This is a genomic window from Candidatus Rhabdochlamydia oedothoracis (assembly GCF_019453995.1).
Lineage (GTDB): Bacteria > Chlamydiota > Chlamydiia > Chlamydiales > Rhabdochlamydiaceae > Rhabdochlamydia > Rhabdochlamydia oedothoracis.
This window is the reverse complement of the sequence record NZ_CP075587.1, coordinates 1,376,575-1,399,995: the sequence shown is the minus strand read 5'-3', so window position 1 is coordinate 1,399,995 and position 23,421 is coordinate 1,376,575. Positions and strand designations below refer to the sequence as shown.

Genomic DNA, 23,421 nt, shown 5'->3' with positions numbered 1-23,421 from the left:
CTTAAGGTTACTTCAGTTGAATAGAACAGAAATAAGCCCCTCTATTACGATCACGAACTAGAAGCAGAATAGCTTTAGTGGTATTTTGATTAATTGCTTGATTAAACTCTAAAAGATTTGTCACTTTTTTATGATTGATCGTTTGAATTAAGCATCCTGGACGCAAACCTGCAAGCGCTGCTGGGGAATTGGGTTTTACTTTTGTAATCACAACACCCTCTTCTGTAGGCTTATAACCAAGCTGCTTAGCGTAATCTTCTGTTAACGTTTCGACCTGTAGTCCCAATTTTTGCACAATTCCATTTTCAGCCATTACATTATCGGAATTAGAGCCCAATTTTACAGAGATTTTTTTGGTCTCCTGATTGCGTTTTACTTTTAGCTGAATAGTAGAGCCGGGGAATTTTAGAGAAATCTCTGTTTTTAATCCTTCAGAGCTCTTAACAGGTTTATTGTCATACTCTAAAATAATATCGCCCTGTTTAAGACCTGCTTTATCAGCAGCAGACCCAGGAACAACTTCAGCAATAAGAGCTCCTTCTGGTTTTGATAAACCAAAGGCTTTAGCGATGTCTGCATCCATTGGTTGTAGAGTAACCCCTAAAAATCCACGTGTGACACTTCCCTTTTCTAAAAGCTGATTCATAATGTTTTTAGCCATATTGATCGGAATAGAAAAACTAATTCCCATATAGCCGCCGCTATTAGAAGCAATGGCTGTATTGATTCCAATCACTTCCCCTTTTGAGTTTAAAAGCGGACCACCTGAATTGCCACGATTAATTTGTACTGTGCTTTGAATGAAGTCCTCTAGATCATTAATATGTAGGTTCTGTCTTCCTTTGGCACTAATGATTCCTTGGGTAAAGGTGGATTTTAGAAGAAGGGGGCTGCCAATTGCAAAAGCTAGCTCTCCTATTTTAACAGATTCTGAATCTCCTAAGGGCAGATAAGGCAATGCAGCTATTTCTTTTGATTCAATCTTCAGAAGAGCAATGTCTGTATGTGGATCAGATCCCACTAATACAGCATCTACTTCTTGTCCATCGTGCAGAACAATCGTGATTTTATCACAATTATTCACCACATGCGCATTTGTCATAATGTGACCATCAACACTACAAAAAAAGCCAGATCCTGCATTTTTTTGAGGAGATGGTTGGGGCATTTGCCCAAAAAAACGATTAAATATTTCACTGTGAAATTCAAAAGGATTGTGTGCGCCGTAAGTTTCATTTACATTACTTTGAGCTTTTATAGAGATAACAGCAGGATTAGCGCTCTCATAGATTAGAGTAAATGCTTGTGATATCCGATCTAAAACCTGAGTTTCTTTTAGAGCTGGAATATGAATAGAATTTGCACTAAGAAGAATAATGCTTAAAACAAGAAAAATAGGAGATTGGATAGATGATTTTTTCATAATATAATCCCTTTAAATAAACTACAAATTGAGCATATAAAATATACACTTCTCTAAATTTTTGTAAACATAAGTAAAAACTTTAAGGTAGTTCTTGGTCAATTAGTTTCTCTATAGCTTCTTTAGCTACATTACTTGGAATAGCAAAAGATAAGCCTGTATAGAAACCTTCTTTATAGTACCGTGTGCTTCTATTCACTCCGATTACTTCTCCATCTAAATTGAGAAGAGGCCCTCCGGAATTGCCTGGGTTAAGACCGAGATTGACTTGTAGGGTATCTGGTTCTTGGAACTTATCTTTTTTTAATCTGCTTACAATTCCAAATGTTACGGTGGATTGCAGACCAAAAGGGTTACCAATTGCTATAACCCATTCTCCTAATTCAATGGAATCAGAATCAGCTAAAGCCAAGAAAGGAAGACCTTCTGCTTCGATTTTAATTAAGGCAATATCAGAAATAGGGTCTGCTCCTACTACGATACCATCGAATTGTAATTGGTTGCTTAACGTAATAGTAATTACATCTGCATCTTTAATTACATGCTCATTGGTTATAATATAACCATCTGCTGTAATTAAAAATCCTGAACCGATGCAGGCTCTTTTTTCGTTATTTCCCCACAAAGAACTAATCCAATTTACTTGAATGAATACAACAGCAGGAACAGATGCGTTTAGAATCTCAGTAAAAAAATTGGCTGCTTTTTTGGCATCTGAGACTTTAGGATATCTAGAAGGAAAAGGATAAGCAGCATAGCAGTTATTTAAGCAGAAAATGCTTAAAATAAGGAAAAAAAATGCTTGCATAAAGAGCCTAAATAGTAAAATCAACTAACACAGTTTTGCTTATCTTTTTTGATTTATTTAATCAGTGTTTTTTGTTTTTCTCGATAAGAAACAGCTGAACATATCAGTTGTGTTTTTTATTTTACAACTGATTTTTTATAGATGAGATATTTTAAATAGGAAAAATAGACAGAGGATTTTGCAAACCAGCATTTTCATTGTTGATTAATTCTTGATTGGCAAAGGAAATAAATATTCCTTGGGTGAGTTTGGGCTTTAACTCTTTTTCGACGATGTATTTTACATCTTTGATTGTGGTATTGAGAAGAGAGTTGCGGAATTCTTGGCGCATTTCTTTTGTTTTTTGACTGCGAAGACATCCATAAGCTATAAGAGCTCTGTTTTCTGTTGAAACAGGGGAATCTAAATCTTGGATAATAATAAGCTTTGCCTCTTCTAATTCTTGTACAGAGATTTTTCCCTTGCAGAGTTGATCAACTGCTTCGTGGAAATGCCCTCTAGTACCATAGATATGAGGATCTCGATAGGAGAGAAAATAAAAATGTCCCATTTTAGCGCTAAATGTTGCACTAGCACCATATGCTCCACCCTGTTCCCGAATCTTTGGATGTAGAGTCTTATGTTCAAACAAAACCGAAGCAATTGTCAAAGCAGCTGCATAAGGGTGGATGTAGGAAATGGTAGGAAATGCTTCTACATTGAATGCAACCTGCGAAGAGATCAAGCGAATCTGAGAAGAAGGTAAAATTAAAGGTGTTTCAAACCGCCAAGGGCTTGTTTTAAGAGTAGGTAATTGATTGAGGTTAAAATAATTTTTACTCTCTAATTCTTTTAACATCTCATAAGAACAACTCAATATCAAATGAGGGTTATTAAAAGTGAAAATTTTTTCTTTTAAAGCTTTTAAGCGGTCGATTACCTTAGGAAGATTGGTTGGTAGATCTTGACAAATAGCTTGAAGAGTCTTGAAGTAACGCAGCCCATACCAGGCTTCGCTGATATGTGTAGCTGTTAAAAAACCACTAATGGCTAAATGAGTAGCATAGCGCATGGCTTGTCGATTTAATCGATTAAGCAAGGATGTGTAAATTTGTAAAATGAGCTCTTCAATTCGCTTAATCTCATCAAGTCGAGGATATAACAATAAATCCTGCATCAATGCAAATAGTTGCTCTGCTTTGCGATATAAGCACTTTGCTCGTAGATTAAAAGAAGGGCGCAGCGCTTTTGGATCTAAAGTTTGAGGATATAAGGAACAAGAAGTGGTCAGTCCTCCTGTATGGGCCTGCATATATTCCAGATTCTCTCTATAATCTCTGTTTCCACTTCCTAATTCAGATAAAATGGAGGTTAATAAATGCACATAGGGCAAATCTTCTTCTTCAATTGTAGGTAGATCAAAAAGTAGATCCACGTACAAAATATGGTTAGTAAAGCAATCGTGATGATAGACGGTTAAGTTTTTTGAGCAAATGACTTGCAGGGGAAAATCACGAATAGCAGTAGGAACATCATTTAAAGATATTTTCGGCAAGCAATCTAAAGCTTGAGCTTCTGTTTGCTTTTGATACAGGGCTAGATCTCTTGTTTGTTTTTGAATCTCTTTAATTTGTTCCTTAGATAGCTCTTGCTGATTTTTTTTAAGTTGTTTTAACTCTTGATTTCTCTCTTCTTCTGCTAGATGAGGGTCTGCTATCATAATCAGTCGAACCCTATGAGGATTGCTTAGAAAATACTTGTCGATTAATCCTGTTAAATAAGTGGGTTGTTTTGTTTTTTCTAATAGCTCCTCAAATAAAGAGTGCACCATCAGCCCTGATTCAGCAGCACATCCATTTTGTTTAGCTAAAGCAGAGCGCATAAATAAAGAAAGGCCAAAAGGGGATTGATCTCCTCCTATCTCTAAACGAGAGAGCTCTAACTGATGAATGGCTGCATCGATGAGATGTTTCGGGATGCCTTCTACAACGATCTTCTTTAAATTGCTTACTAAAACTTGCTCTAGTGCATCGGCATCTTTTTCTTCAGTACCTTTGCAGACAATTAGATACGGTACTTCGCTCATCTCCAGGCTTATGAAACCATTTGCGGAAATACAGAGCTGTGATTCAAGCAAAGCTCTTTTTAAAAGAGAAGCATCAGTTTCCATTAGGATTACATCTAAAATGCTTAATGCTAACACATCTTCTTGTTCTGTAATAGGAGCTGTTAAAAATCCAAAAGCGATCACTGTTCGACGAGAAAAAGTTTCAGAAGCTTCGATGGGATAGCGCATAGTAGAGAACTTCGGTGTATCAAAACGCTTTTGTTTACCTAAGCCTGTAGGAGGTGAGCTACTTGCTTGGTCTAGCGTTTTTTCTGCGATAAAATCCAGGTGTTTTTGCAAAGGGAGATTACCATAAAAGAAAAATAAGCAACGCGCCGGCTGATAATACAAAGAGTGGAAAGCAATAAGCTGCTCATAGGTTAAACTAGGGATCTCTTTTGGATCTCCTCCTGAATTAAACGCATAAGGAAGATCTGGCAGAAGTTGAGCCATCATAGCATGCCACATACGCGTGTCGACAGAAGAGAGGCTTCCTTTCATCTCGTTGTATACAATCCCTTTGATATGCAACCCTTCTTCTGGTTTTTTAAGATTGATAAACTCTAGACGATGCCCTTCTTGCAGAAAGCTCATTCGCTTTAATTCTGGATGGAATACCGCATCCAAATAAACATCCAATAAGTTATAAAAATCTTTTTCCACTTGTGATGCTGCTGGATAACAGGTAAAGTCAGCTCCTGTTAAAGCATTCATAAAAGTGTTTAGGCTCCTTCGTCGCATAGAAAAAAAAGGATCTTTTACCGGGTATTTCGAAGAGCCGCATAAGACGGTGTGTTCTAAGATATGTGCTACACCATTTGAATTATACGGCAAGGTCTTAAAAGAAAGACAAAATAGATTCTCTGGATCATCGTTCTCAATATGCATAACAATAGCGCCTGTAGGCACGTGCGTAAGTTCTCGTAAGACACAGTGTAGTTCATCGATAACTAAATATTTTGTAACGATAAAATCGCCGTGTTTTTCTCCAGGTTGTGTCAAAGATTTACAAAATGTATACATGAATCCAGCTAATTTAAGCGCTTAACAATAGATTAGCTCAAGATTTTAGTAAAGATGATCCCATTTTTTGCATCTAGATGAACATATCTTGAATCCGAAACTTAAATTAAATAAAAGTAATTATTTTTTTTAATAAATTAAAGATAAATTAATTGCATTAAAATTGAAGTTAATTCTTGATTTGTAATTTTTATTAAAAATATATCCATTTATCTCAAAAAATCTTGAGATGTCTATACTCGTTTGCATTCAAATTAAGAGTTTGAATATATAAATATTTTTATACAAAAAGATAATACCTTCTTGCAAGATAGAGCAGTTTTTTCAAAAAAACCTAGTTATAGTTATTTAAATCGACATTGATAAAACAGCTTGATCTAAGGCTTCGGATAAATTAGCTACAGTAGGTAAAAGTTCTCGGATTTTCGTTTTCATATTGGCCCAATATTTTTCGATAGGATTTAAGTCCGGTGAATAAGGCGGGAGAAAGAGCATTTCGTATCCACTTTCCTCTATCAATGTTCTAGTTGTCTTTGATTTATGAAAGCTCGCGTTATCGAGAATCAAAACTTGGCCATGAGTCAAATTTGGAATCAATTCCTGTTTTAGCCATACATTAAATAGATCCGTATTGCAAGTTCCTTCAAAACACATCGGTGCCAGCAATTTCTTCCCTTGTAGTGCCGAAATTACACTCTGTCTACCAAATCGTTTTCCTGAAATTCCTCCAAATATTTGTTTTCCCCTCGCGCTCCTCGCATATTGCCTATGCACATATTGACTGATTCCGCTCTGATCCAAATAGACCCTTTTTTCAGGAGAAATTGCTTCTATCTTTTTTAGATATTCCGCTCTTGCTTCCGCATTCCTTTCCTTATAAAACGCAATCTTTTTTTTCTTGTGATCTTGAGTCTTTTCAAAGCGTAAAAGATTGCTTGCAAAGTCAAACCAAAATGCTTTGCAATCTCTGATAAAAAATGATCGGGGTTTTTTTCTACATAAGCGATTAATCTCTGATCATCAATTTTCTTATAAGTGCTTTTCTTTTTTAGAGGTTCTACGTTTCCTCTTTGTTTCTTACGCTTTACCCATCGGTAGACAGTTGCAATCCCAACTTGAAATAGCTGGCTGGCCTTCATTTTGTCGTTATTTTCTTCTAGGTATTGAAGCACTCGTTTTCTTAGATCCATTGAATAAGGTTTAGGCATTTCTCTACCTCCATATATTTTGTTGGAGAAAAATATACAACTTTATCAATAATATTTTAAATAACTATATGCAATTCTTAATTTGAAATCAAACTAGTATACATACCTGATCGAAGGGCTTCTGCGATTCCTCGTGCATCATTTTTGTCTGTCTTATTTATTTTCAAAGCAAGAATCGTACTCAGCTTCCTTGCATCCATACATAGGGGATCTATAGCTCTTTTTCTAAATCCTGTGACTAGGTAATGAGATAAACATCCACTTTCAAAGCCAACAACGATTTCTTGAAAATCTCTTTTGGAAAAATCATCTGCTAGTAAATCAGGATCTGTTTTTTCTGAACCTTCATGGACAATCTTACCTTGTTCATTTAATACACAGATAAAAGTTCTTTTCATTGATACATCTAATCCAATATAATGCTTCATGGGTTGCTCCTCATTTTTTTGCTCTTTAATGAGCGGTTTTGAGATTTGAAAAAATCTCGTTTATATTGGAGAGTTTAACCTACTCCGTTTAAGGAGCAACCCCTTCTTTATGTGCAATTATGGCATGTTATATTGTGCACCCGAGCATAGCATGTTTGTAGATAATCTCCTAAACACTTCTAGTGGAGTTTCGAAGTTGAGAGCCTTTCTAGGTCTGTTATTTAGTATAAGTTTCCACCCTTTCCATATCCTTGGAAGTCGTATCTAAAAAGCTTTTTTATGAGAAACTTTGGCGAGCTTACAGGGCCAACGCATGAAGATTTTGCTTGATAATTGAGAGATAAAAAATGATTCTGGCTCCTTTTTCATAAGGAGTATAAAATGGAAGGATTCATTCATTCTTCATCTATTATGATGCATTTTTCGAAATTACCAGACCCAAGAAAGGCGCGCAATCAACTAGATAGCCTTCATGATATTATCAGCACATCTATCCTAGCCATGCTATGTGGACAAGATGATTACATGGGCTTTAGCTTGTGGACACAGATGAACCTCGATTGGTTACAATCTGTTAATATCTGCAAATATGGAGCTCCTTCTCATGATACCTATGAGAGGTTTTTTGCCTTTTTAAATCCTCATTCGTTCCGTACATGTTTTATGCAGTGGACTCAGTCCATAGCTCAGGCATTTGGAGGAGACAGTATTGCCATTGACGGCAAGACATTATGCGGTTCTGGTAATAAGACAATAGATCCTATCCATATGGTAAGCGCTTTTGCTTCTGAGCAAAGTCTTGTGTTAGGACATCTTAAATGTTCTGGAAAAGGAAAGGAACTAGAGACCATTCAAAGCCTGCTTACCATATTAAATATTAAAGGAGTTTTTGTAACAATCGATGCAGCCGGTTGTCACAAAATAGTAGTAGAACAGATTTGTTCCCAGGGAGGAGATTATGTTATTGCCCTTAAAGGCAATCAAGGCCACTTACATGCAGAAGCTCATAACTTTTTTGAACAAGCACAGAACGTTATACCTGAAGAAGCTAGCTGTGATTATTGGCGGTCTGAAAAATGTACTCGAGGACGTAGTGAGATAAGAGAAGTATGGGCGACTGAAAAATTAGATTGGTTACCTCAGCGTCAGATTTGGAAGAAGCTACATAGCTTGATATGCGTAAAAGTACAGAAGAAATCGCAAGAGAGGAATAGCTGTGAAATTCGGTATTTTATTTCAAGTCTACCTGCTAATACAGAACGTCTTGCAAAGGAAGTGCGTAATCACTGGAGCATCGAAAACAAATTGCATTGGCAACTTGATGTTAATTTCCGAGAGGATTTAAGTCGTGTTAGAAAAGGAAATGGAGCTGAAAATCTATCTATAGCCCGACGGGCTACTTTGAATCTTTTACAAAAAGATAAGACAAGCAAGGTCAGTTTACGTAAACGGCGCTTCATTGCATCATGTCGTAAAGATTATTTATTAGATCTGGTAAATGCAAAGGAAATTCTTCATGCTTAAGCCCTGATGTTCTAATAGTAATCATATTTATTAACATTTATAAATCTTTAACTTGGGTGTTTAAATGACTTCTCCGATAGGTGACAATTTTCATATTGAATCTTGTAATAATTTTTTACATAACAAGGATAAAGTAGCGAATAGTATTCAATCTTTTTTTGTTACAATTTCCACTCAACAATCTACAACCTCTCAAAATACTCGTAAATATGAGATTAAAGACTCAGAATCCCTAATAAATCTTGCTAATAGGCTTATTCAGAATCGCGGTGCCTTTTCCATTCAGGATGACGAAGGTAAAATTTCTCAATATATTCAAAATTATGCGATTGAAAATGAGGACATCCGAATAGAGCTTGCTAAGCTTGCTATACAAAATAATCCATATAAAGCTTCTGAATTTATTCAGAACTATAAGATCAAAGATGAGAAAACACGAGTAAAACTTGCAAAGCTTGCCGCTAAGAGGGATGGAAAAGGAGTTTCTCAATACATTAACAGATATAAGATTACAGATCAGGAGGCTCTAACAGAGCTTGCAAAGCTTGCTGCTCAGAATAATGGAGAAGGAACATCGCAATACATTAAGGAATATGGGATTGCAGACGAAAACATCCGAATACATATTGCTCTATATGCTGCTCGCAATTTTAGAGGGAAAATTTCTCAGTACATCAAGAACTATAGAATTAAAGACCAGAACTCCCTAGTACAGATTGCAGCGCTTGCTGCTCGGAGTGATGGAGGAGGAACATCGCAACACATTAAGGAATATGGGATTACAGATCAGGAAACTCTAATAGAGATTGCAAAGCTTGCTGCTCAGTGTGATGGAGGAGGAACATCACAATACATTAAGGAATATGGGATTACAGGTCAGGAAACTCTAATAGAGATAGCTAAGCTTGCTGCTCGGAGTGATGGAGAAGGAACATCGCAATACATTAAGGAATATGGGATTACAGGTCAGGAAACTCTAATAGAGATTGCAAAGCTTGCTGCTCAGAGTTATCGAGGAGGAACATCGCAATACATTAAGGAATACCGCATTACCGAGCCAGAGGACTTGGTAGAGATTGCAAAGCTTGCTGCTCAGAGTGATGGAGGAGGAACATCGCAATACATTAAGGAATACCGCATTACCGCGCCAGAGGACTTGGTAGAGATTGCAAAGCTTGCTGCTCAGAGTGATGGAGGAGGAACATCGCAATACATTAAGGAATATGGGATTACAGGTCAGGAAACTCTAATAGAGATTGCAAAGCTTGCTGCTCAGAGTTATCGAGGAGGAACATCGCAATACATTAAGGAATATGGGATTACAGATCCGGAAACTCTAATAGAGATTGCAAAGCTTGCTGCTCGGAGTGATGGAGGAGGAACATCGCAATACATTAAGGAATATGGGATTACAGATCCGGAAACTCTAATAGAGATTGCAAAGCTTGCTGCTCAGAGTTATCGAGGAGGAACATCGCAATACATTAAGGAATACCGCATTACCGAGCCAGAGGACTTGGTAGAGATTGCAAAGCTTGCTGCTCAGAGTGATGGAGGAGGAACATCGCAATACATTAAGGAATATGGGATTACAGATCCGGAAACTCTAATAGAGATTGCAAAGCTTGCTGCTCAGAGTTATCGAGGAGGAACATCGCAATACATTAAGGAATATGGGATTACAGATCCGGAAACTCTAATAGAGATTGCAAAGCTTGCTGCTCAGAGTGATGGAGGAGGAACATCGCAATACATTAAGGAATATGAGATTACAGATCAGGAAGCTCTAATAGAGATTGCAAAGCTTGCTGCTCAGAATAATATAAGGGAAATTTCTGAATTTATTCAGAATTACGGAATTAAAGATCAAAAATTTTTAATGACAGTTGCTGAACCTTGTGTTAAGAAAGATAGGGAATTTTCTAAATTTATTCAAAATTATAAAATTGTAAGCGAAAAAGATCGAATAGATCTTGCCAAGCTTGCTGTTCAGAAAGATGCAGGTATAACTTCGGAATTTATTAGGAACTATAAGATTACAGACCAAGACGCCTTAACAGAAATTGCTAAAAACGCGGTTCAGAAGGATGCTAGAGCTTCTATGTTCATTAAGAGCTATAAGATTAAAAGAGAGGAAGATCGAATAGATCTTGCCAAGCTTGCTGTTCAGAAAGATGCAGGTACAACTTCTGAATTTATTGGGAACTATAAGATTACAGACCAAGACGCCTTAATAGCAATTGCTAAAGACGCGGTTCAGAAGGATGCTAGAGCTTCTATGTTCATTAAGAGCTATAAGATTAAAAGAGAGGAAGCGCGAGTAGACATTGCTAAATTTGCTGCTCAGAATAATGGAGTTGCAAATTCTCTATTCATTAATAGCTATGATATTATAGACAAGGACTCTCTAGTTGAAATTGCTCAATTAAGCATTAGAAAGTCTATTGCGAGCAATACAATATCTGAGATTTGGGAATATTTACCTAAGTATGATATTTCAGATACAAATATACATCTGAATAGTCTTCAACTACTGTGCGCTTGTTACTATAGCTTGTTAGGCAATAAGACTAATGCTACAATCGAAGGCTTTATAAAACAGCATTATGCAGAGATTGAAGAGCTTGATTTATTTCCTAATTTCCAAAAAAAATTAGAGGAGCTGGGCGGGGAAATTCTTAAAGCTACAGAAGAGCTCAAACAAGAAAAATTAAAAAAGGAAAAACAAAGAACGCAAGAAAGGTTTTCCTTAATAGCAAGGTTTTGTAAAGAGAAAAGCATTGTTCTAGAGTCAGATATACAAGATTTTTTTATTAAAATTTTGAAACATCGCAACCCAAAAGAAGCTTGTTTTTTAATCCAAGTTCTTATGGAAAACCTTAACAAACCCTCGTATTTTTCTAACTATCAATTACTCATTTCTAAGGAGAACAAAAAAATAGAACATTTGATTCTTCCCATGATTATTATTAATCAGATAGTTACCGAGTCTGATCAAAAAGAAGATTCTTTACAAAATGCTCAGAAAATTCGTGAATTTCTTGCAGGAAGCGCTCAAAGAGCTAGTCTTAGAGATGCTAAAGGGTTCCTACCTAATCTGCTCCAAGCATTAATAGCTCTATCTTCTTATTCTAGCGTTTCCTCAGAAAAAAAACTCTATCTCCTTAAACAGTGTTTCTCTTCCTCTTTAGAAAAACCCCATTGGGAAAAATCTTGTAAGCAATCTTTAGATATTGTGCGTGTTCTTGGAGATACAAATTTGTTGCCAAATATTCTTGAAAAACTAGACGAAAATTACGAGTTTAAAGATATTACAGAGCAATTCAATGAAAAGTTACAAACAGAGATTTTTGCTTTTAATACACAAATTAGCGATTTTCATGAAAAATACTTACAAGTTGAAAATAGCCTGCGTGTCCCCTTAGGACTAGTCAAATATGCGAGCAATGTAAAGTCTCATCAAGAGCCCAGAGTTTCTGAGGAACTTCAAAGGTTAGTAATAAACATTTTTGAAGGTACTATCCAAAAAGAGCGTTACCAAACAAAAAACAATCCTCATCTACAACGTATTGAAAAGGAAAACCCTAAACTATTTAACGATTGGCAAAAGACACAGATTCCAGAGGAGAAAGTTGTAAGTAATAGCAAAAAGAGATCTATTAATTTCTATGCTTTTTTACAAGAAAAGATTCTTACAGACAAGCATTTTACTGTTGCTCCTCAACAGTTAATACAATATCTCCAGGATGCTGAAAAGTCGCTTCCTATTGATAATTTGAGTAAGACAGACCAAGAAATTTTTCTTTTATGCAAGGATCTGTGTAATTCTTCCATAGTCTTTCAAAAGAAACTCGAGCTTCTTAAGAAGCTATTAAATGTATTATATGAGTGTGAATTCAAAAATGATATTAAAGCTTTGATTGTAGGTTTAACAACAACTAGTCAAAAAAATGTCCTTATTGTTGATACGGATGATTGGCAAGATCTTTTTCTTTCTGGAATAGAAGTATTAGGGAGCTGTCAAAGAATTGATGGGATTCCTTCTCTCAACGTATGTCTTATGGCATATGTTTTAGATGGTAAAAATCGACTTCTTGCCATTAAAGATCATACCAATGGAAGAATTTTAGCTCGCTGTATTCTCCGTCTTTTATGGGATCCAAAAGAAAACACACCAGTTCTTTTTCAAGAGAGGATCTATCCTTTCTCCGCTCCAGAATATGAAAAGCTTTTAAATAGCTTAGCAAACACCCGTGCAAAAGCCTTAGGTCTTGAGCTATATACGCTTAATCAACGAGATGACTTAAGCGATAAAAAAAGCTCTCTTAAATCATTAGGCAGTTGCTCTCCTTATGAATACGCAGATGCTTCATCGGGCGTTATGAAAGACGGTGAATTTATAATTCTTGAAGCAAAAGCTGTTGCTGTGAAATGAGACAGGCAATTGTTCTTATAACTTTGCTAAGGCATATATAGTGGTTCCGATTCAATCGTATAGAAAAATATTTGTTTTGTGTTAAGCTATTGAGTATGAAAAAACTGACCCCTAGCCAGAGAGCTGACTTAGAACACAAGTTAAAGCATCCAAAAGACTATTCTGAACGGAATAGGCTTTGTGTAATTTTGGGCTATGATGAGGGTATCTCAACAAAAAATCTTGCTAAAGCACTTCGGATAAGCCCTATCACTGTTCAGGAATACCTCAGAGAATATGATTCCGAAAATAAAACTGGAAGTAGCCCTCGAGGCGGTAGCAAATCAAAACTTTCACAAGACCAAACAGAGTCTCTACTAAAACACCTACAGGAAAAGACCTAATCAAACAAAAATAAGAAACTAGAAGAGTTTCTGATGTCTTCTAGGATTAAAGTGCACTATCTCCCTCCTTATTCGCCGAATTTGAATCCTATTGAACGCTTGTGGAAGATCTTAAAGGAAAAGACGGTATACAATCGATATTACGAAACGTCGGTGACTTTTTTTCAGGCAATTAGAGGATTCTTCTTAGAGCCTGTTTAAAATCTTTTCAAAAGTAGAACAATAAAAGCGAGAACCACCATATTCAGGCTTGTATGTAGTTTTCTTTCGCAATTTTTCCATAGCCTGCGACATTTTTCTATCCATGCAAAAGAACGCTCTACAACCCATCTTTTGGGAATAACTGTAAAAGTATGAAGTGTATTTCTTTTGGCTATTTCTACCATACATCCTAATATTTCCTGGACACTTTTTGCAAATCTTTCTCCAGAAGATCCTCCCTCTGCTAAAACATTTTTTACACCGAACAAATGGTTTTATGTAGTGAAAATGCTTCTATACACCCATTTTTTTTAAAACTATTTCAAGAGTACTCTTAGAATTTTTATCATCTTTTTTATTTCAAAGAGGGAAATAATAATCACATAATTCCCATTTAGGATAATCTATGGGTAACATACACCAGTAGACTCAAGTATTAGATGGATTTTGCTAAATTGGTTACGAGAGATATCGCTTGGATAAGAGCGGGTCATAATTACCTCCAAAGGTTTTATGAAAACTATCATTAATGCCTTACTGAAAAGATTTTAAACAGGCTCTTAGAAGAGATACCGAAAATAACAGATATTTTGAAATGTAGGATAAACGACAAGTTTCAAGTCGTTGACTTAAAACTTGTCGTTTATCCTATATTTTTCTATACGATTGAATCGGAACCACTATATACTCTTGTATATAGATCTGATCGAAGTGCTAATCCCTCGTTTATCTAGAAAAACAATTAGAACAAGTAACACAAAAAGATGTTTTAAGCAAGGCAGGAATTTCTCCCTGCTCTTGATTACCAGGTAAGGGACGAAGCTGACTGGTATTCTGTCACACGGGTTTCAAAGAAGTTTTTCTCTTTACCGAGATCCATTGTTTCACTCATCCAAGGGAATGAATTTTTTGAGTGATAGACCGCTTTAAGACCAATTCTCTCTAATCTACGATCTGCAATATATTGCACATACTCGCGGAACATAGAAGAGGTAAGACCAAGAATTCCTCTAAGAAGGCAATCTTGAGCGTAAGCAATCTCTAATTCAACAGCGTGCTTAATTTTTCGAATAATCTGATTTTGAAACTCGAAAGTCCAAAGATTTGGATTTTCTTCTTTAATTCCATTAATGAGATCGATACCAAAATTTAAATGGATGGTCTCATCGCGTAAGATGTATTGAAATTGTTCACCAATTCCTGTCATTTTATTTTGGCGATGGAAAGAGAGAATCATGACAAAGCCACTATAGAAGAAAATCCCTTCCATAATGAGGTAATAACCAATTAGATTTTCGAGGAACTTTTGCGCTCCTTGTGTTGTATCGGTTGAGAAATTAGGATTCAAAACTTCAGCTGTTAGCTGCATTTGAAATTCATCTTTAGCTTTAATGCTAGAGATTTCATTATACATATTGAACACTAAACCTTGATCAAGGTTTAAAGATTCACAGATATAGACAAAGGAATGGGTATGAATGGCTTCTTCAAATGCCTGACGTAGCAGGTATTGACGCACTTCAGGGTTTGTCACATGCTTAAAGATAGCAAGTACAATATTATTGCCAACTAAACTCTCAGCAGTGCTGAAAAATCCTAAGTTACGCATAATCACTCTACGTTCATCTTCGCTTAAAGTTTTAGCTTTCCAAAGTTCAATATCTTTGGTCATAGGAACTTCTGTAGGCATCCAATGATTGGCGCAACCATTCATATAATGCTCCCATGCCCAATGGTATTTAAGAGGCATGAGTTGGTTTACATCTACTTGATTGCAGTTAATCAGTTTTTTTTGTGCTACATTAACCCGTTTTCTTGTGTCTGTAGTTTTGCTCATAGTTATGATCTCCTTATTGGCAACTTTCACATCCTTCATCTAGGTTACAACTCTTGCGCTGCAATGCAATATTACTCGAGGCAGATTTGTGTTTCATCCATCTAGGCTGCAGCCCTCGTTTGTTGATATCTGTTGTCGATTTTTCAATCTGAGTAGCTCCCAAAGAGCGCAGATAATAGGTGGTTTTTAACCCTTTTTGCCAAGCAAAGAAGTACATTTGATGTAACTTCTTACCACTTGGCTGGGCTAGATACAGATTTAAAGATTGCCCCATGTCAATCCATTTTTGCCGACGACTAGCGCATTCAATAAGCCATTCTGGGTCAATTTCAAAGGCGGTTAGGTAGACTTGTTTAATTTCTTGAGGGATACGATCGATTTCTGCAATAGAACCATCAAAGTATTTAAGGTCATCGAGCATTTGTTGATCCCAAATGCCAAGTTCTTTAAGACGATCTACAAGGTATACATTAGGAACTGTGAATTCACCGGATAAATTAGATTTAACAAATAGATTTTTATAAGAGGGTTCAATCGATTGTGTAACTGCTGTGATATTGGAAATGGTTGCTGTGGGAGCAATGGCCATGGTGTAAGAGTTACGCATACCATGATTTTTGATCGATGCGCGTACAATGTTCCAATTCATAGTCGAGGTGTGATCCATATCAAGATTGGTTCCGCGCTGGTTTTCAAGCAGAGAGATCGTATCTATAGGTAATAATTCTTTTTCCCATTTTGAGCCTTTGTAAGAGGAATAGGTGCCTTTTTCACGTGCTAATTCACTAGAGGCCAAAATAGCGTAATAAGAAATCATTTCCATACTTTTATCCGCAAAAGCAATAGCTTCATGACTTGCATAGCTAATATTCAATGCATAGAGAGCATCCTGGAATCCCATCATTCCTAAGCCAATGGGGCGATGTCTTAAGTTTGCATGACTCGCTTCTAATGTAGGATAAAAATTGATATCGATTACATTATCCAGCATGCGCACAGCTGTGCGAATGGTAGCGCTTAGTTTTTCTTCATTGATTCCTTGAGGATTCATATGCTGGATTAAGTTAACCGAGCCTAAGTTACATACAGCGGTTTCATCGGAGGAAGTATTGAGCAAAATCTCTGTACAGAGATTGGAGCTATGCACGACGCCCACGTGATCTTGTGCAGAGCGAATATTAGACGGATCTTTAAAAGTGATCCAAGGGTGTCCTGTTTCAAATAGCATGCTGAGCATTTTGCGCCAAAGTTGAACTGCTTCCATTTGTTTGAATAGTTTGATTTTTCCAGATGTTGCCATCTGTTCATACTCTTTATACCGATCTTCAAAATCCATCCCGTAAAGATCGTGTAGATCGGGAACGTCATTTGGGCTAAACAAGGTCCACAATCCATTTTCTTTAACTCGTTTCATAAATAGATCAGGAATCCAGTTAGCTGTATTCATGTCATGAGCACGCCGTCTTTCATCACCTGTATTTTTGCGCAGTTCTAGAAAATCTTCGATATCTAGATGCCATGTTTCTAAATAGGCGCACATCGCACCTTTGCGCTTGCCACCTTGATTGACAGCAACCGCTGTGTCATTGGCTACCTTTAAGAACGGGATAACCCCTTGACTACACCCATTTGTTCCTTTAATAAGAGAGCCTGTTGCTCTAATATTTGTCCAATCATTGCCAATTCCTCCAGCCCATTTGGATAACTGTGCATTATCGGCGATCATTTTAAAAATACAACCCAAATCGTCTTGTACCGTTAACAGATAACAAGAGGATAATTGTGAGTGAAGCGTTCCAGAGTTAAATAACGTAGGAGTACTGGACATAAAGAGAAAAGTAGAAAGGACGTTATAGAATTCAATGGCACGTTCATTTTTTTGCTCTTCTTGCATAGCAAGACCCATGGCAATACGCATCCAGAAAATTTGCGGTGTTTCTAGCCTACGCTGTTCATGATGGATAAAGTAGCGATCGTATAGGGTTTGTAGTCCAAGGTAGGTAAATTGATCATCTCTTTGCAGTTGCATAGCATGACAGAGTAGATCAAGGTCAAACTTTAATAAATCAGGGTGTAATCTGCTTAGTTTGATTCCTTCTTTGATATACTTTTTAAAGTAGCTGCGATGAGATGACTCTAAATCAGGATCTGAAGAGCTAATTTCCATGGTTTCTCGGTAGAGGACATCTAATAACAAGCGGGCAGCTACTTTAGAATAAGCAGGCTCAATTTCAATTTTTGTACGGGCTGCCATAATTTGGGCTAGGTCAACCTCTTTTTCCTTAATTCCTTCGTAAAAATTAGAAACCGTGTTTTCTAGAAGTTCATCGGCAGATACCAACTCTTCTAATCCGCGACAAGCTACTTTAATACGGGTAAATAATTGTTTTTCCGTAATAGTGCGCTTGTTTTGCTCTTGATCAAGAATGGTAAATTCACGCGTTGTTCTATCTTCTGGGATAGGATAAGAGAACTTGAGTTGATTTTGTCTGCCAAGTAAGGCTCTATGCAAGATAAAGTGCTTTGCTACGCTATAAAAATCGGCTTTCATCAATTGTTGCTCGATTTCATCTTCGATCAAAATAGAGCTAAGGACAACGCCTGTTTTAGAAAGACTCAGCGCTCTTGCAACTACATTCTGTGTGAGCAAATTAATGGCTTCTACCACTTGCTTTGGAGAAAACCCTGTGATTTCCATAGAAGAGCGAAAGGCTTTTTCCAAAGAAGAGGCGATTTTCATAGGATTAAAGCGTACCTCTACTCCATCTTCTCTAATCATTTTTAAGCTCTGAACAGAGTCATCGCGCAAGGCTTTGTGTTGATCGCGATAAATAATATAATCTCGCGCTACATCATGATGACCTGCTTTCATTAAGCAGACTTCAACCTGATCTTGAATTCCTTCAACGGTTAAAGATGTTCCTTGGACAGCTAATTTATACAAATCTTCAATCACTAGGTTAACGATTTGATCGATAGATTGGTGTAAAGAATTGCTAAGAGGGGTTTCTTTATCGACTTTCTTGGTGTCGCGAAAGGCACATTCAATAGCTCTTAAAATTCTCTCTTGACGAAAAGGAACAATGCTACCATTGCGTTTGACAACAGTGAAATGCTGTAGGGAGGCCTTAGGTGAAGAGTTGCCCTCTTTTAGTTTCACAGGATCTTCTTGAGTCATTGAACCTTTCATATATTTTTTTGCTCCAAGTGTTTTAGTTTTTTATAAAGATGTTAGGATCTTGGGTCTTTCTCATTATGGCTCCTAGATTAACGTTTTAAGCAATTACAGCGAAGTCTAAAAAATAAAAGATCTTTATACTACATATGGTAGTTTATTTGAGTCATGCACACCATATATAGTAGCTAAAAGCTACTTGTCTAGTAAAAAATATACTTTTTAAAAAGTTATTTTTATGCTTTTCTAAACAAAGAACTTAAGTGATTAGAGTGCAACAATTCTAAGAAACTGATACGATTCTATATGTAAGGGAAAAACAATTTTACGATTAAAAAAGGAGGGTTATGCGAAGGGTTTATCTCATTCCCAACATGATCACAGCTTTTGGTTTAGCTTGTGGATTATTTGTGATTTTTAAAGTAAACATGGTAGAGCCCGGTTCTGGATTATTTCAAGTATTGCGTATATCGGTGCTTTTATTATTAGTAGCGGCCTTTGCAGATTTGCTAGATGGTGCTGTTGCTCGCGCGTTTCGAGCAGAGAGCGAATTTGGATTTATTTTTGACTCATTAGCAGACGCCATATCTTTTGGAGTAGCCCCCTCTGTTTTGCTTTTAAAAACATTATCATTAGAGCCTGGAACAGGATTGTCTTTTTTAGCCGTTTTAGGTGCTATGCTCTATTCCATCTGCGGTATTTTACGACTCGTTCGTTTTAATGTAAAAACAACGGAACCAAATGCAGAAGCTTTATCTGAAAAAAAACACTTTACAGGCCTTCCCATTCCCGCTGCTGCTTTAGCCGCGGTTTCTCTAAATTTTTTATTTGCATCTAATTTTTTCCATAACTATTTTTCTCTATCTGAAGAAGCGCATGCTATCACCTTAAGCATTGTAATGATTATTTTAGGGTATTTTATGGTAAGTCGTTGGAAATTTCCCAGTTCCAAAGCTCTACATTTTCGAGTTCCTTCTTTTCAATTGGTTTTTGGGACTGTTATCTCAGCTATTTTTATTTTTTATGGAACGCTGTACTTCTTTCCGATCATGTTAACCATTGTGACATGGAGCTATATTCTTTTGGGATGGACTTTATCGATTATCCGCTTGATTGCAGGCAGGAAATCAAAAACTTTAGTGGATTTCGAGCCCGAGCATGAGGACTAATGAAGGACCTTGTCATCGTTTCATTAGCTGTTATTGGGTGGGGACTTTGGCTATTTGCTCTTATGAGTCGAAAAAAACTAGAGATTTCCTTAGCTTTAGCCCAGCAGAAAGCAGAAGAAGTATCTAATTTAGATTTGCAATTAAAAGAAAAAGAAAAAGAGATTTTTACGCTTTTGTTGCAGCAAAAAAGTTCTGAGGAAAGACAACAAGCCATGGAGCTAGCAGAACAACATTTTAAGCTTTTATTTCAATCGCTATCTTCTCAAGCACTAGAGCACAATAACAAACAGTTTCTATCTGTTGCTGAAACAGAAATTGCTAAATGGCGTATCTCTGCCCAATCAGATTTAGATAAACGTAAACAGTCAGTAGAAGAAATGCTTGTGCCTTTTAAAGAAATCCTGGTCAAGCTCGATCTAGAGATGCGTAAATATGAAAATGAACGTAAATCTGAGCGAGAGGTTTTTAAAGAACAGGTACGTGCCTTAACCGATAGCGAAAAACAACTTAAAACAGAAACGGCTAATCTTGTGCAAGTGTTGAAAAATCCGCAATCTCGTGGTAGATGGGGGGAGATGCAATTAAAGAGAATTGTTGAATTAGCTGGTATGCTTAACTACTGTGACTTCTACGAGCAAAAACATAAATTTACAGAAGAGACAAGCATCAGGCCCGATCTTCTTGTTCGCTTGCCCGGCGGTAAACAAATTATCATTGATGCCAAAGTTCCTTTAGAAGCGTACTTAGAGGCTATGTACAATCCTGACGAAAAGATTAAGGAAGCTAAATTTCGCGATCATGCACGTCATATAAGAGCTCATGTTAATGCATTGAGTAAAAAGAGTTATTGGGAGCACTTTCAACCCGCTCCTGAATTTGTCATTTTGTTTTTACCAGCAGAAGCTTTTTTTAGTGCAGCACTTGAGAATGATCCTTCTTTAATTGAAGTAGGTGCAGAACAAGGGGTAATCATTGCAACACCAACAACCCTCATTGCACTTTTGCGTACAGTGTTTTATGGTTGGAGACAGGAGAATTTATCCAAGCAATCAGAAAAGGTAAGAGAACTTGGTCAAGAGTTATATAAAAGATTGTTTGATATGACAGGGCATTGGTGTAAAATGGGTAAAAGTTTGGCTCAAGCGGTTGAATCCTATAATAAAGCAGTGGGGTCTTTAGAGACTCGTGTTTTAGTAACAGCGCGCAAGTTTAAGGATTTACAATTGCTCTCTGAAGAAGTGGATTTGGAACCATTATTGGAAATTGATAAAAAACCACGAGATTTGCAAATTGCCGAGCTTGTGCATCCCTTGCATAAAGGCAAAGACTTAAGCTCTTAGAGATTAGACTTCTTGCGTAATTAGATTTTTGCTATACTTCTTTCCTAAATGGAGGGAAAGGAAAAATTACTTAGAACTTCAATCACTCTCACCCGAGCAATTTAGAAGACTAACAGGAGTGAAACGAAAAACTTTTGAAGAAAAGGTCTTAATTTTATGGGAAGAGCAAAACAAAAGATAGAGAAAAGCTAGGAGAAAAGGCTTACTTAAGCCTAGAAGACAAGCTTTTAAAGACTTTAGAATATTTGAGAGAATATCGAACGTATTTTCACACAGGTTGTAGTTACGGTCTGAGAGAAAGCGCATGTTATCGAGCCTGCAGATAGGTAGAAGACACATGGATTAAAAGCAAGAAGTTTTCACAGCCTGGGAAAAAAGCTCTTCTTAAGAGAGACATGGAATACGAAGTAATTCTTATAGATGCATCAGAAACACCTATAGAGCGTCCCCAAAAAAAGACAAAGATAAAAAGCAGAATCAAGAGATTTCCTCTGAGCGAGTTGTTAATGAAAACGTGATTGGCAGTCTAAAAAGATGTAAAATTTTCAGTGGCAAATATAGGAACAGAAGAAAAAGGTTTGGTTTACGGTTCAATCTTATTGCTGGAATCTACAATTATGAAATTTTTATTTAACTAAGCAAGAGGTCTATTAATTAAAATCTCTTATTTTAAACTTATCCCTGATAAGGCATAGTATTCTTTCTTACAGGTTCCTTTGGTTTTAGCATAGGGTTAGAGCTGCTTTTTCTAGCTCTTACGCTCATTTGAGTTCTTGTATTTTTCAATAAAAATGGATAGGCAGGATTAGTGCTTTTCTCTATTTGTAAAGGGAAGGGGGTAATCCAAACTGCAGAAATATCAACATCCTGAGGGTGTACTTCCCAGATAGAACCATCGGAAAGTTGTAACTTTTGTCCGTTGTCTATGTTAATTGATAGAGAAAGAGGTTCTTTATCTTGAGAGGTACGTTCTCCTTTAGCTATAAAATGATCATTCAACCAAGCTTCTAAAGCCAGTTTTTGTTTGCGATTTAACTTTATTATACCGGTTTTACGCTGATCTTCTGGGTTCATAGCCTCATCTAATATGATATTTGCACATAACAAACAGGGAATGCACACTAAACTGCTTAAAAGAAAAAAATACATATAGAAAACCTCTCTTTGTTTTTGGCCTTATTTTCTTGTACCTTATTTTAAGGGGCTTTTTCAACAAAAATTTATTCGATTCATAAAGTAAGGTCCGTAGACTGTTAAGTTAAAGTTATTTTAGAATTGCATGAACTTAAAATATATTTACATCATATAACTTTCTTGCTTTTTTAAAAATAACCGGAGTTTAAAATGGGCCCTTTCAACCTCGAAGTGCACAAAAAAGAACATATAAATACTTGAAAAAACATCTATTGTGCACCCGAGCATAGCATGTTTGTAGATAATCTCCTAAACACTTCTAGTGGAGTTTCGAAGTTGAGAGCCTTTCTAGGTCTGTTATTTAGTATAAGTTTCTACCCTTTCCATATCCTTGGAAGTCGTATCTAAAAAGCTTTGTGTTTTAGGAAAATATTGCCTAACTAGTCCGTTTGTATGCTCATTTAAGCCTCTTTCACAAGAATGGTAGGGCGTTGCAAAGTAGAAGTCTGTCTCTAGCTCGAAACTAACCATTTGGTGATAGGCAAATTCTTTTCCGTTGTCTGCTGTTAATGTGTGTACAAAATCTTTGATAGGTTTAAATTGTTCAATTAACGCTTGACTTACTTCCTCTGCAGTTTTATGAGAAACTTTGGCGAGCTTAATTTAGCTTGGAAGTTCTTTCTACCAAAGACTTCCCTACTTCATTGATAATTAAATGAAGTTTAATTCCCAAGAACCATCCTGCTCCTGTTTTTCCCATTTTTGCAAATCTTGCAAAAACTTTATTTCTCCTAATTCTTTTGTTATGGCAAGCTTGTAGCTTTGTTGAGTCAATAAAGCTAATTTCAGTAATTTTACCTTTGTTATGTAAAAGATAAGCGAATAGGGGGATAAAAAGATTTTTTACAAGTTAAACAAATCTGCTGTAGCTAATAAGAGTAGGAAACTCTTTACGGAGATGAACCATTACATAAATGCAATAGAAGTGTTTGAAATTCCTGTAGTTTGATTGGTGAAACAAAATAGATATTGTCATCATTTCAGGAATAGACATTTTCCCCTTAGGGCCTCTTGAGAATTTTCCTTTGGTAATTAAATGTTGCTCCCGTTGCTTGTTAAAATCCTTCCAAAAATCCTCTATTAGAGCAGTATAATTCGACAAGCTTTTCCATTTTTGGCCTCTTTTTGTTGTTGTTTTTTCGCAAATGAACTTGTACCTCATTAAGAGGTCTTTTTGCACTGCTTTT

The 23,421-nt window shown here is 36.5% G+C and carries 17 protein-coding genes and 4 pseudogenes; 8 read left to right on the top strand and 13 right to left on the bottom strand.

Annotated elements, in window-relative coordinates:
- Positions 1-7: 7 nt before the first annotated feature.
- The 6 genes from RHABOEDO_RS07725 to RHABOEDO_RS07700 all read right to left on the bottom strand — a co-directional run bounded on the left by RHABOEDO_RS07725 (position 8) and on the right by RHABOEDO_RS07700 (position 6,976).
- Positions 8-1,423, bottom strand: a complete 1,416-nt coding sequence (locus tag RHABOEDO_RS07725) for a Do family serine endopeptidase (protein ID WP_215216906.1) — start codon at positions 1,421-1,423, stop codon at positions 8-10.
- Positions 1,424-1,505: 82 nt separating this feature from the next.
- Positions 1,506-2,255: a S1C family serine protease gene (locus RHABOEDO_RS07720; RefSeq protein WP_220017511.1), complete on the bottom strand. Its 750-nt coding sequence runs from the start codon at positions 2,253-2,255 to the stop codon at positions 1,506-1,508.
- Positions 2,256-2,382: 127 nt separating this feature from the next.
- The gene (locus RHABOEDO_RS07715) at positions 2,383-5,319 is read right to left on the bottom strand and encodes an insulinase family protein (protein WP_220017510.1); all 2,937 of its coding nucleotides are present in this window, start codon (positions 5,317-5,319) and stop codon (positions 2,383-2,385) included.
- Between the two features lie 369 nt (positions 5,320-5,688).
- Entirely contained in the window at positions 5,689-6,174 is a 486-nt protein-coding gene (locus RHABOEDO_RS07710; RefSeq protein WP_245397582.1) for an IS630 family transposase, read from the bottom strand.
- 5 nt (positions 6,175-6,179) lie between these two features.
- On the bottom strand, positions 6,180-6,548 hold the full coding sequence (locus RHABOEDO_RS07705) for an IS630 transposase-related protein (protein WP_215216866.1): 369 nt from the start codon (positions 6,546-6,548) through the stop codon (positions 6,180-6,182).
- Between the two features lie 77 nt (positions 6,549-6,625).
- Entirely contained in the window at positions 6,626-6,976 is a 351-nt protein-coding gene (locus RHABOEDO_RS07700; RefSeq protein ID WP_220017509.1) for an IS110 family transposase, read from the bottom strand.
- Positions 6,977-7,357: 381 nt separating this feature from the next.
- Here RHABOEDO_RS07700 and RHABOEDO_RS07695 point away from each other — a divergent pair, with 381 nt between their 5' ends.
- The 4 genes and pseudogenes from RHABOEDO_RS07695 to RHABOEDO_RS11165 form a co-directional block, all read left to right on the top strand.
- Positions 7,358-8,500: an ISAs1 family transposase gene (locus RHABOEDO_RS07695; RefSeq protein WP_220017508.1), complete on the top strand. Its 1,143-nt coding sequence runs from the start codon at positions 7,358-7,360 to the stop codon at positions 8,498-8,500.
- A gap of 64 nt (positions 8,501-8,564) precedes the next feature.
- Positions 8,565-12,935, top strand: coding sequence for a hypothetical protein (locus tag RHABOEDO_RS07690; protein WP_220017507.1), 4,371 nt, complete (start codon positions 8,565-8,567; stop codon positions 12,933-12,935).
- A gap of 95 nt (positions 12,936-13,030) precedes the next feature.
- The gene (locus RHABOEDO_RS07685; protein WP_220017506.1) at positions 13,031-13,318 is read left to right on the top strand and encodes a helix-turn-helix domain-containing protein; all 288 of its coding nucleotides are present in this window, start codon (positions 13,031-13,033) and stop codon (positions 13,316-13,318) included.
- Between the two features lie 18 nt (positions 13,319-13,336).
- Positions 13,337-13,519: pseudogene (locus RHABOEDO_RS11165) on the top strand (transposase); the annotation flags it as partial.
- On the opposite strand, the pseudogene RHABOEDO_RS10920 reads toward RHABOEDO_RS11165, so the two are convergent.
- Both RHABOEDO_RS10920 and RHABOEDO_RS11160 read right to left on the bottom strand, forming a co-directional pair.
- A pseudogene (locus RHABOEDO_RS10920) lies at positions 13,516-13,779 on the bottom strand (transposase); the annotation flags it as partial. The pseudogenes RHABOEDO_RS11165 and RHABOEDO_RS10920 sit on opposite strands and share 4 nt — an antisense overlap.
- 144 nt (positions 13,780-13,923) lie before the next feature.
- Positions 13,924-14,046 carry a hypothetical protein gene (locus RHABOEDO_RS11160; RefSeq protein ID WP_256439910.1) on the bottom strand — a complete coding sequence of 41 codons (123 nt, stop codon included), beginning with the start codon at positions 14,044-14,046 and terminating at the stop codon, positions 13,924-13,926.
- Between the two features lie 63 nt (positions 14,047-14,109).
- On the opposite strand from RHABOEDO_RS11160, the gene RHABOEDO_RS07670 reads away from it, so the two are divergent.
- The gene (locus RHABOEDO_RS07670) at positions 14,110-14,253 is read left to right on the top strand and encodes a hypothetical protein (RefSeq protein ID WP_215217124.1); all 144 of its coding nucleotides are present in this window, start codon (positions 14,110-14,112) and stop codon (positions 14,251-14,253) included.
- A 68-nt stretch (positions 14,254-14,321) separates the two neighbouring features.
- Here RHABOEDO_RS07670 and RHABOEDO_RS07665 read toward each other — a convergent pair whose 3' ends face one another.
- Together RHABOEDO_RS07665 and RHABOEDO_RS07660 are read right to left on the bottom strand one after the other, a co-directional pair.
- On the bottom strand, positions 14,322-15,395 hold the full coding sequence (locus RHABOEDO_RS07665; protein WP_256439909.1) for a ribonucleotide-diphosphate reductase subunit beta: 1,074 nt from the start codon (positions 15,393-15,395) through the stop codon (positions 14,322-14,324).
- Positions 15,370-18,534 carry a ribonucleoside-diphosphate reductase subunit alpha gene (locus tag RHABOEDO_RS07660; protein ID WP_215217128.1) on the bottom strand — a complete coding sequence of 1,055 codons (3,165 nt, stop codon included), beginning with the start codon at positions 18,532-18,534 and terminating at the stop codon, positions 15,370-15,372. Before RHABOEDO_RS07660 ends, RHABOEDO_RS07665 begins: the two co-directional genes overlap by 26 nt.
- 344 nt (positions 18,535-18,878) lie before the next feature.
- Here RHABOEDO_RS07660 and RHABOEDO_RS07655 point away from each other — a divergent pair, with 344 nt between their 5' ends.
- From RHABOEDO_RS07655 to RHABOEDO_RS07645, 3 genes and pseudogenes are all read left to right on the top strand, one after another.
- The gene (locus RHABOEDO_RS07655) at positions 18,879-19,700 is read left to right on the top strand and encodes a CDP-alcohol phosphatidyltransferase family protein (RefSeq protein ID WP_215217122.1); all 822 of its coding nucleotides are present in this window, start codon (positions 18,879-18,881) and stop codon (positions 19,698-19,700) included.
- Positions 19,700-21,040: a DNA recombination protein RmuC gene (locus RHABOEDO_RS07650; RefSeq protein WP_215217121.1), complete on the top strand. Its 1,341-nt coding sequence runs from the start codon at positions 19,700-19,702 to the stop codon at positions 21,038-21,040. Before RHABOEDO_RS07655 ends, RHABOEDO_RS07650 begins: the two co-directional genes overlap by 1 nt.
- A gap of 28 nt (positions 21,041-21,068) precedes the next feature.
- A pseudogene (locus RHABOEDO_RS07645) lies at positions 21,069-21,674 on the top strand (transposase family protein).
- 41 nt (positions 21,675-21,715) lie between these two features.
- Here RHABOEDO_RS07645 and RHABOEDO_RS07640 read toward each other — a convergent pair.
- The 3 genes and pseudogenes from RHABOEDO_RS07640 to RHABOEDO_RS10915 all read right to left on the bottom strand — a co-directional run.
- Positions 21,716-22,189: a hypothetical protein gene (locus RHABOEDO_RS07640; protein WP_215217790.1), complete on the bottom strand. Its 474-nt coding sequence runs from the start codon at positions 22,187-22,189 to the stop codon at positions 21,716-21,718.
- 342 nt (positions 22,190-22,531) lie between these two features.
- The gene (locus RHABOEDO_RS07635; protein ID WP_245397604.1) at positions 22,532-22,783 is read right to left on the bottom strand and encodes an IS30 family transposase; all 252 of its coding nucleotides are present in this window, start codon (positions 22,781-22,783) and stop codon (positions 22,532-22,534) included.
- Positions 22,784-22,859: 76 nt separating this feature from the next.
- Positions 22,860-23,346, bottom strand: a pseudogene (locus RHABOEDO_RS10915) (transposase); the annotation flags it as partial.
- Positions 23,347-23,421: the final 75 nt, after the last annotated feature.

Coding starts and splice junctions, on each gene's coding strand:
- RHABOEDO_RS07725 (WP_215216906.1), bottom strand. CDS start 1,423: ATGAAAAAATCATCTATCCAATCTCCTATTTTTCTTGTTTTAAGCATT.
- RHABOEDO_RS07705 (WP_215216866.1), bottom strand. CDS start 6,548: ATGCCTAAACCTTATTCAATGGATCTAAGAAAACGAGTGCTTCAATAC.
- RHABOEDO_RS07700 (WP_220017509.1), bottom strand. CDS start 6,976: ATGAAGCATTATATTGGATTAGATGTATCAATGAAAAGAACTTTTATC.
- RHABOEDO_RS07695 (WP_220017508.1), top strand. CDS start 7,358: ATGGAAGGATTCATTCATTCTTCATCTATTATGATGCATTTTTCGAAA.
- RHABOEDO_RS07690 (WP_220017507.1), top strand. CDS start 8,565: ATGACTTCTCCGATAGGTGACAATTTTCATATTGAATCTTGTAATAAT.
- RHABOEDO_RS07685 (WP_220017506.1), top strand. CDS start 13,031: ATGAAAAAACTGACCCCTAGCCAGAGAGCTGACTTAGAACACAAGTTA.
- RHABOEDO_RS11160 (WP_256439910.1), bottom strand. CDS start 14,046: ATGATAGTTTTCATAAAACCTTTGGAGGTAATTATGACCCGCTCTTAT.
- RHABOEDO_RS07665 (WP_256439909.1), bottom strand. CDS start 15,395: ATGAAGGATGTGAAAGTTGCCAATAAGGAGATCATAACTATGAGCAAA.
- RHABOEDO_RS07660 (WP_215217128.1), bottom strand. CDS start 18,534: ATGACTCAAGAAGATCCTGTGAAACTAAAAGAGGGCAACTCTTCACCT.
- RHABOEDO_RS07655 (WP_215217122.1), top strand. CDS start 18,879: ATGCGAAGGGTTTATCTCATTCCCAACATGATCACAGCTTTTGGTTTA.
- RHABOEDO_RS07650 (WP_215217121.1), top strand. CDS start 19,700: ATGAAGGACCTTGTCATCGTTTCATTAGCTGTTATTGGGTGGGGACTT.
- RHABOEDO_RS07640 (WP_215217790.1), bottom strand. CDS start 22,189: ATGTATTTTTTTCTTTTAAGCAGTTTAGTGTGCATTCCCTGTTTGTTA.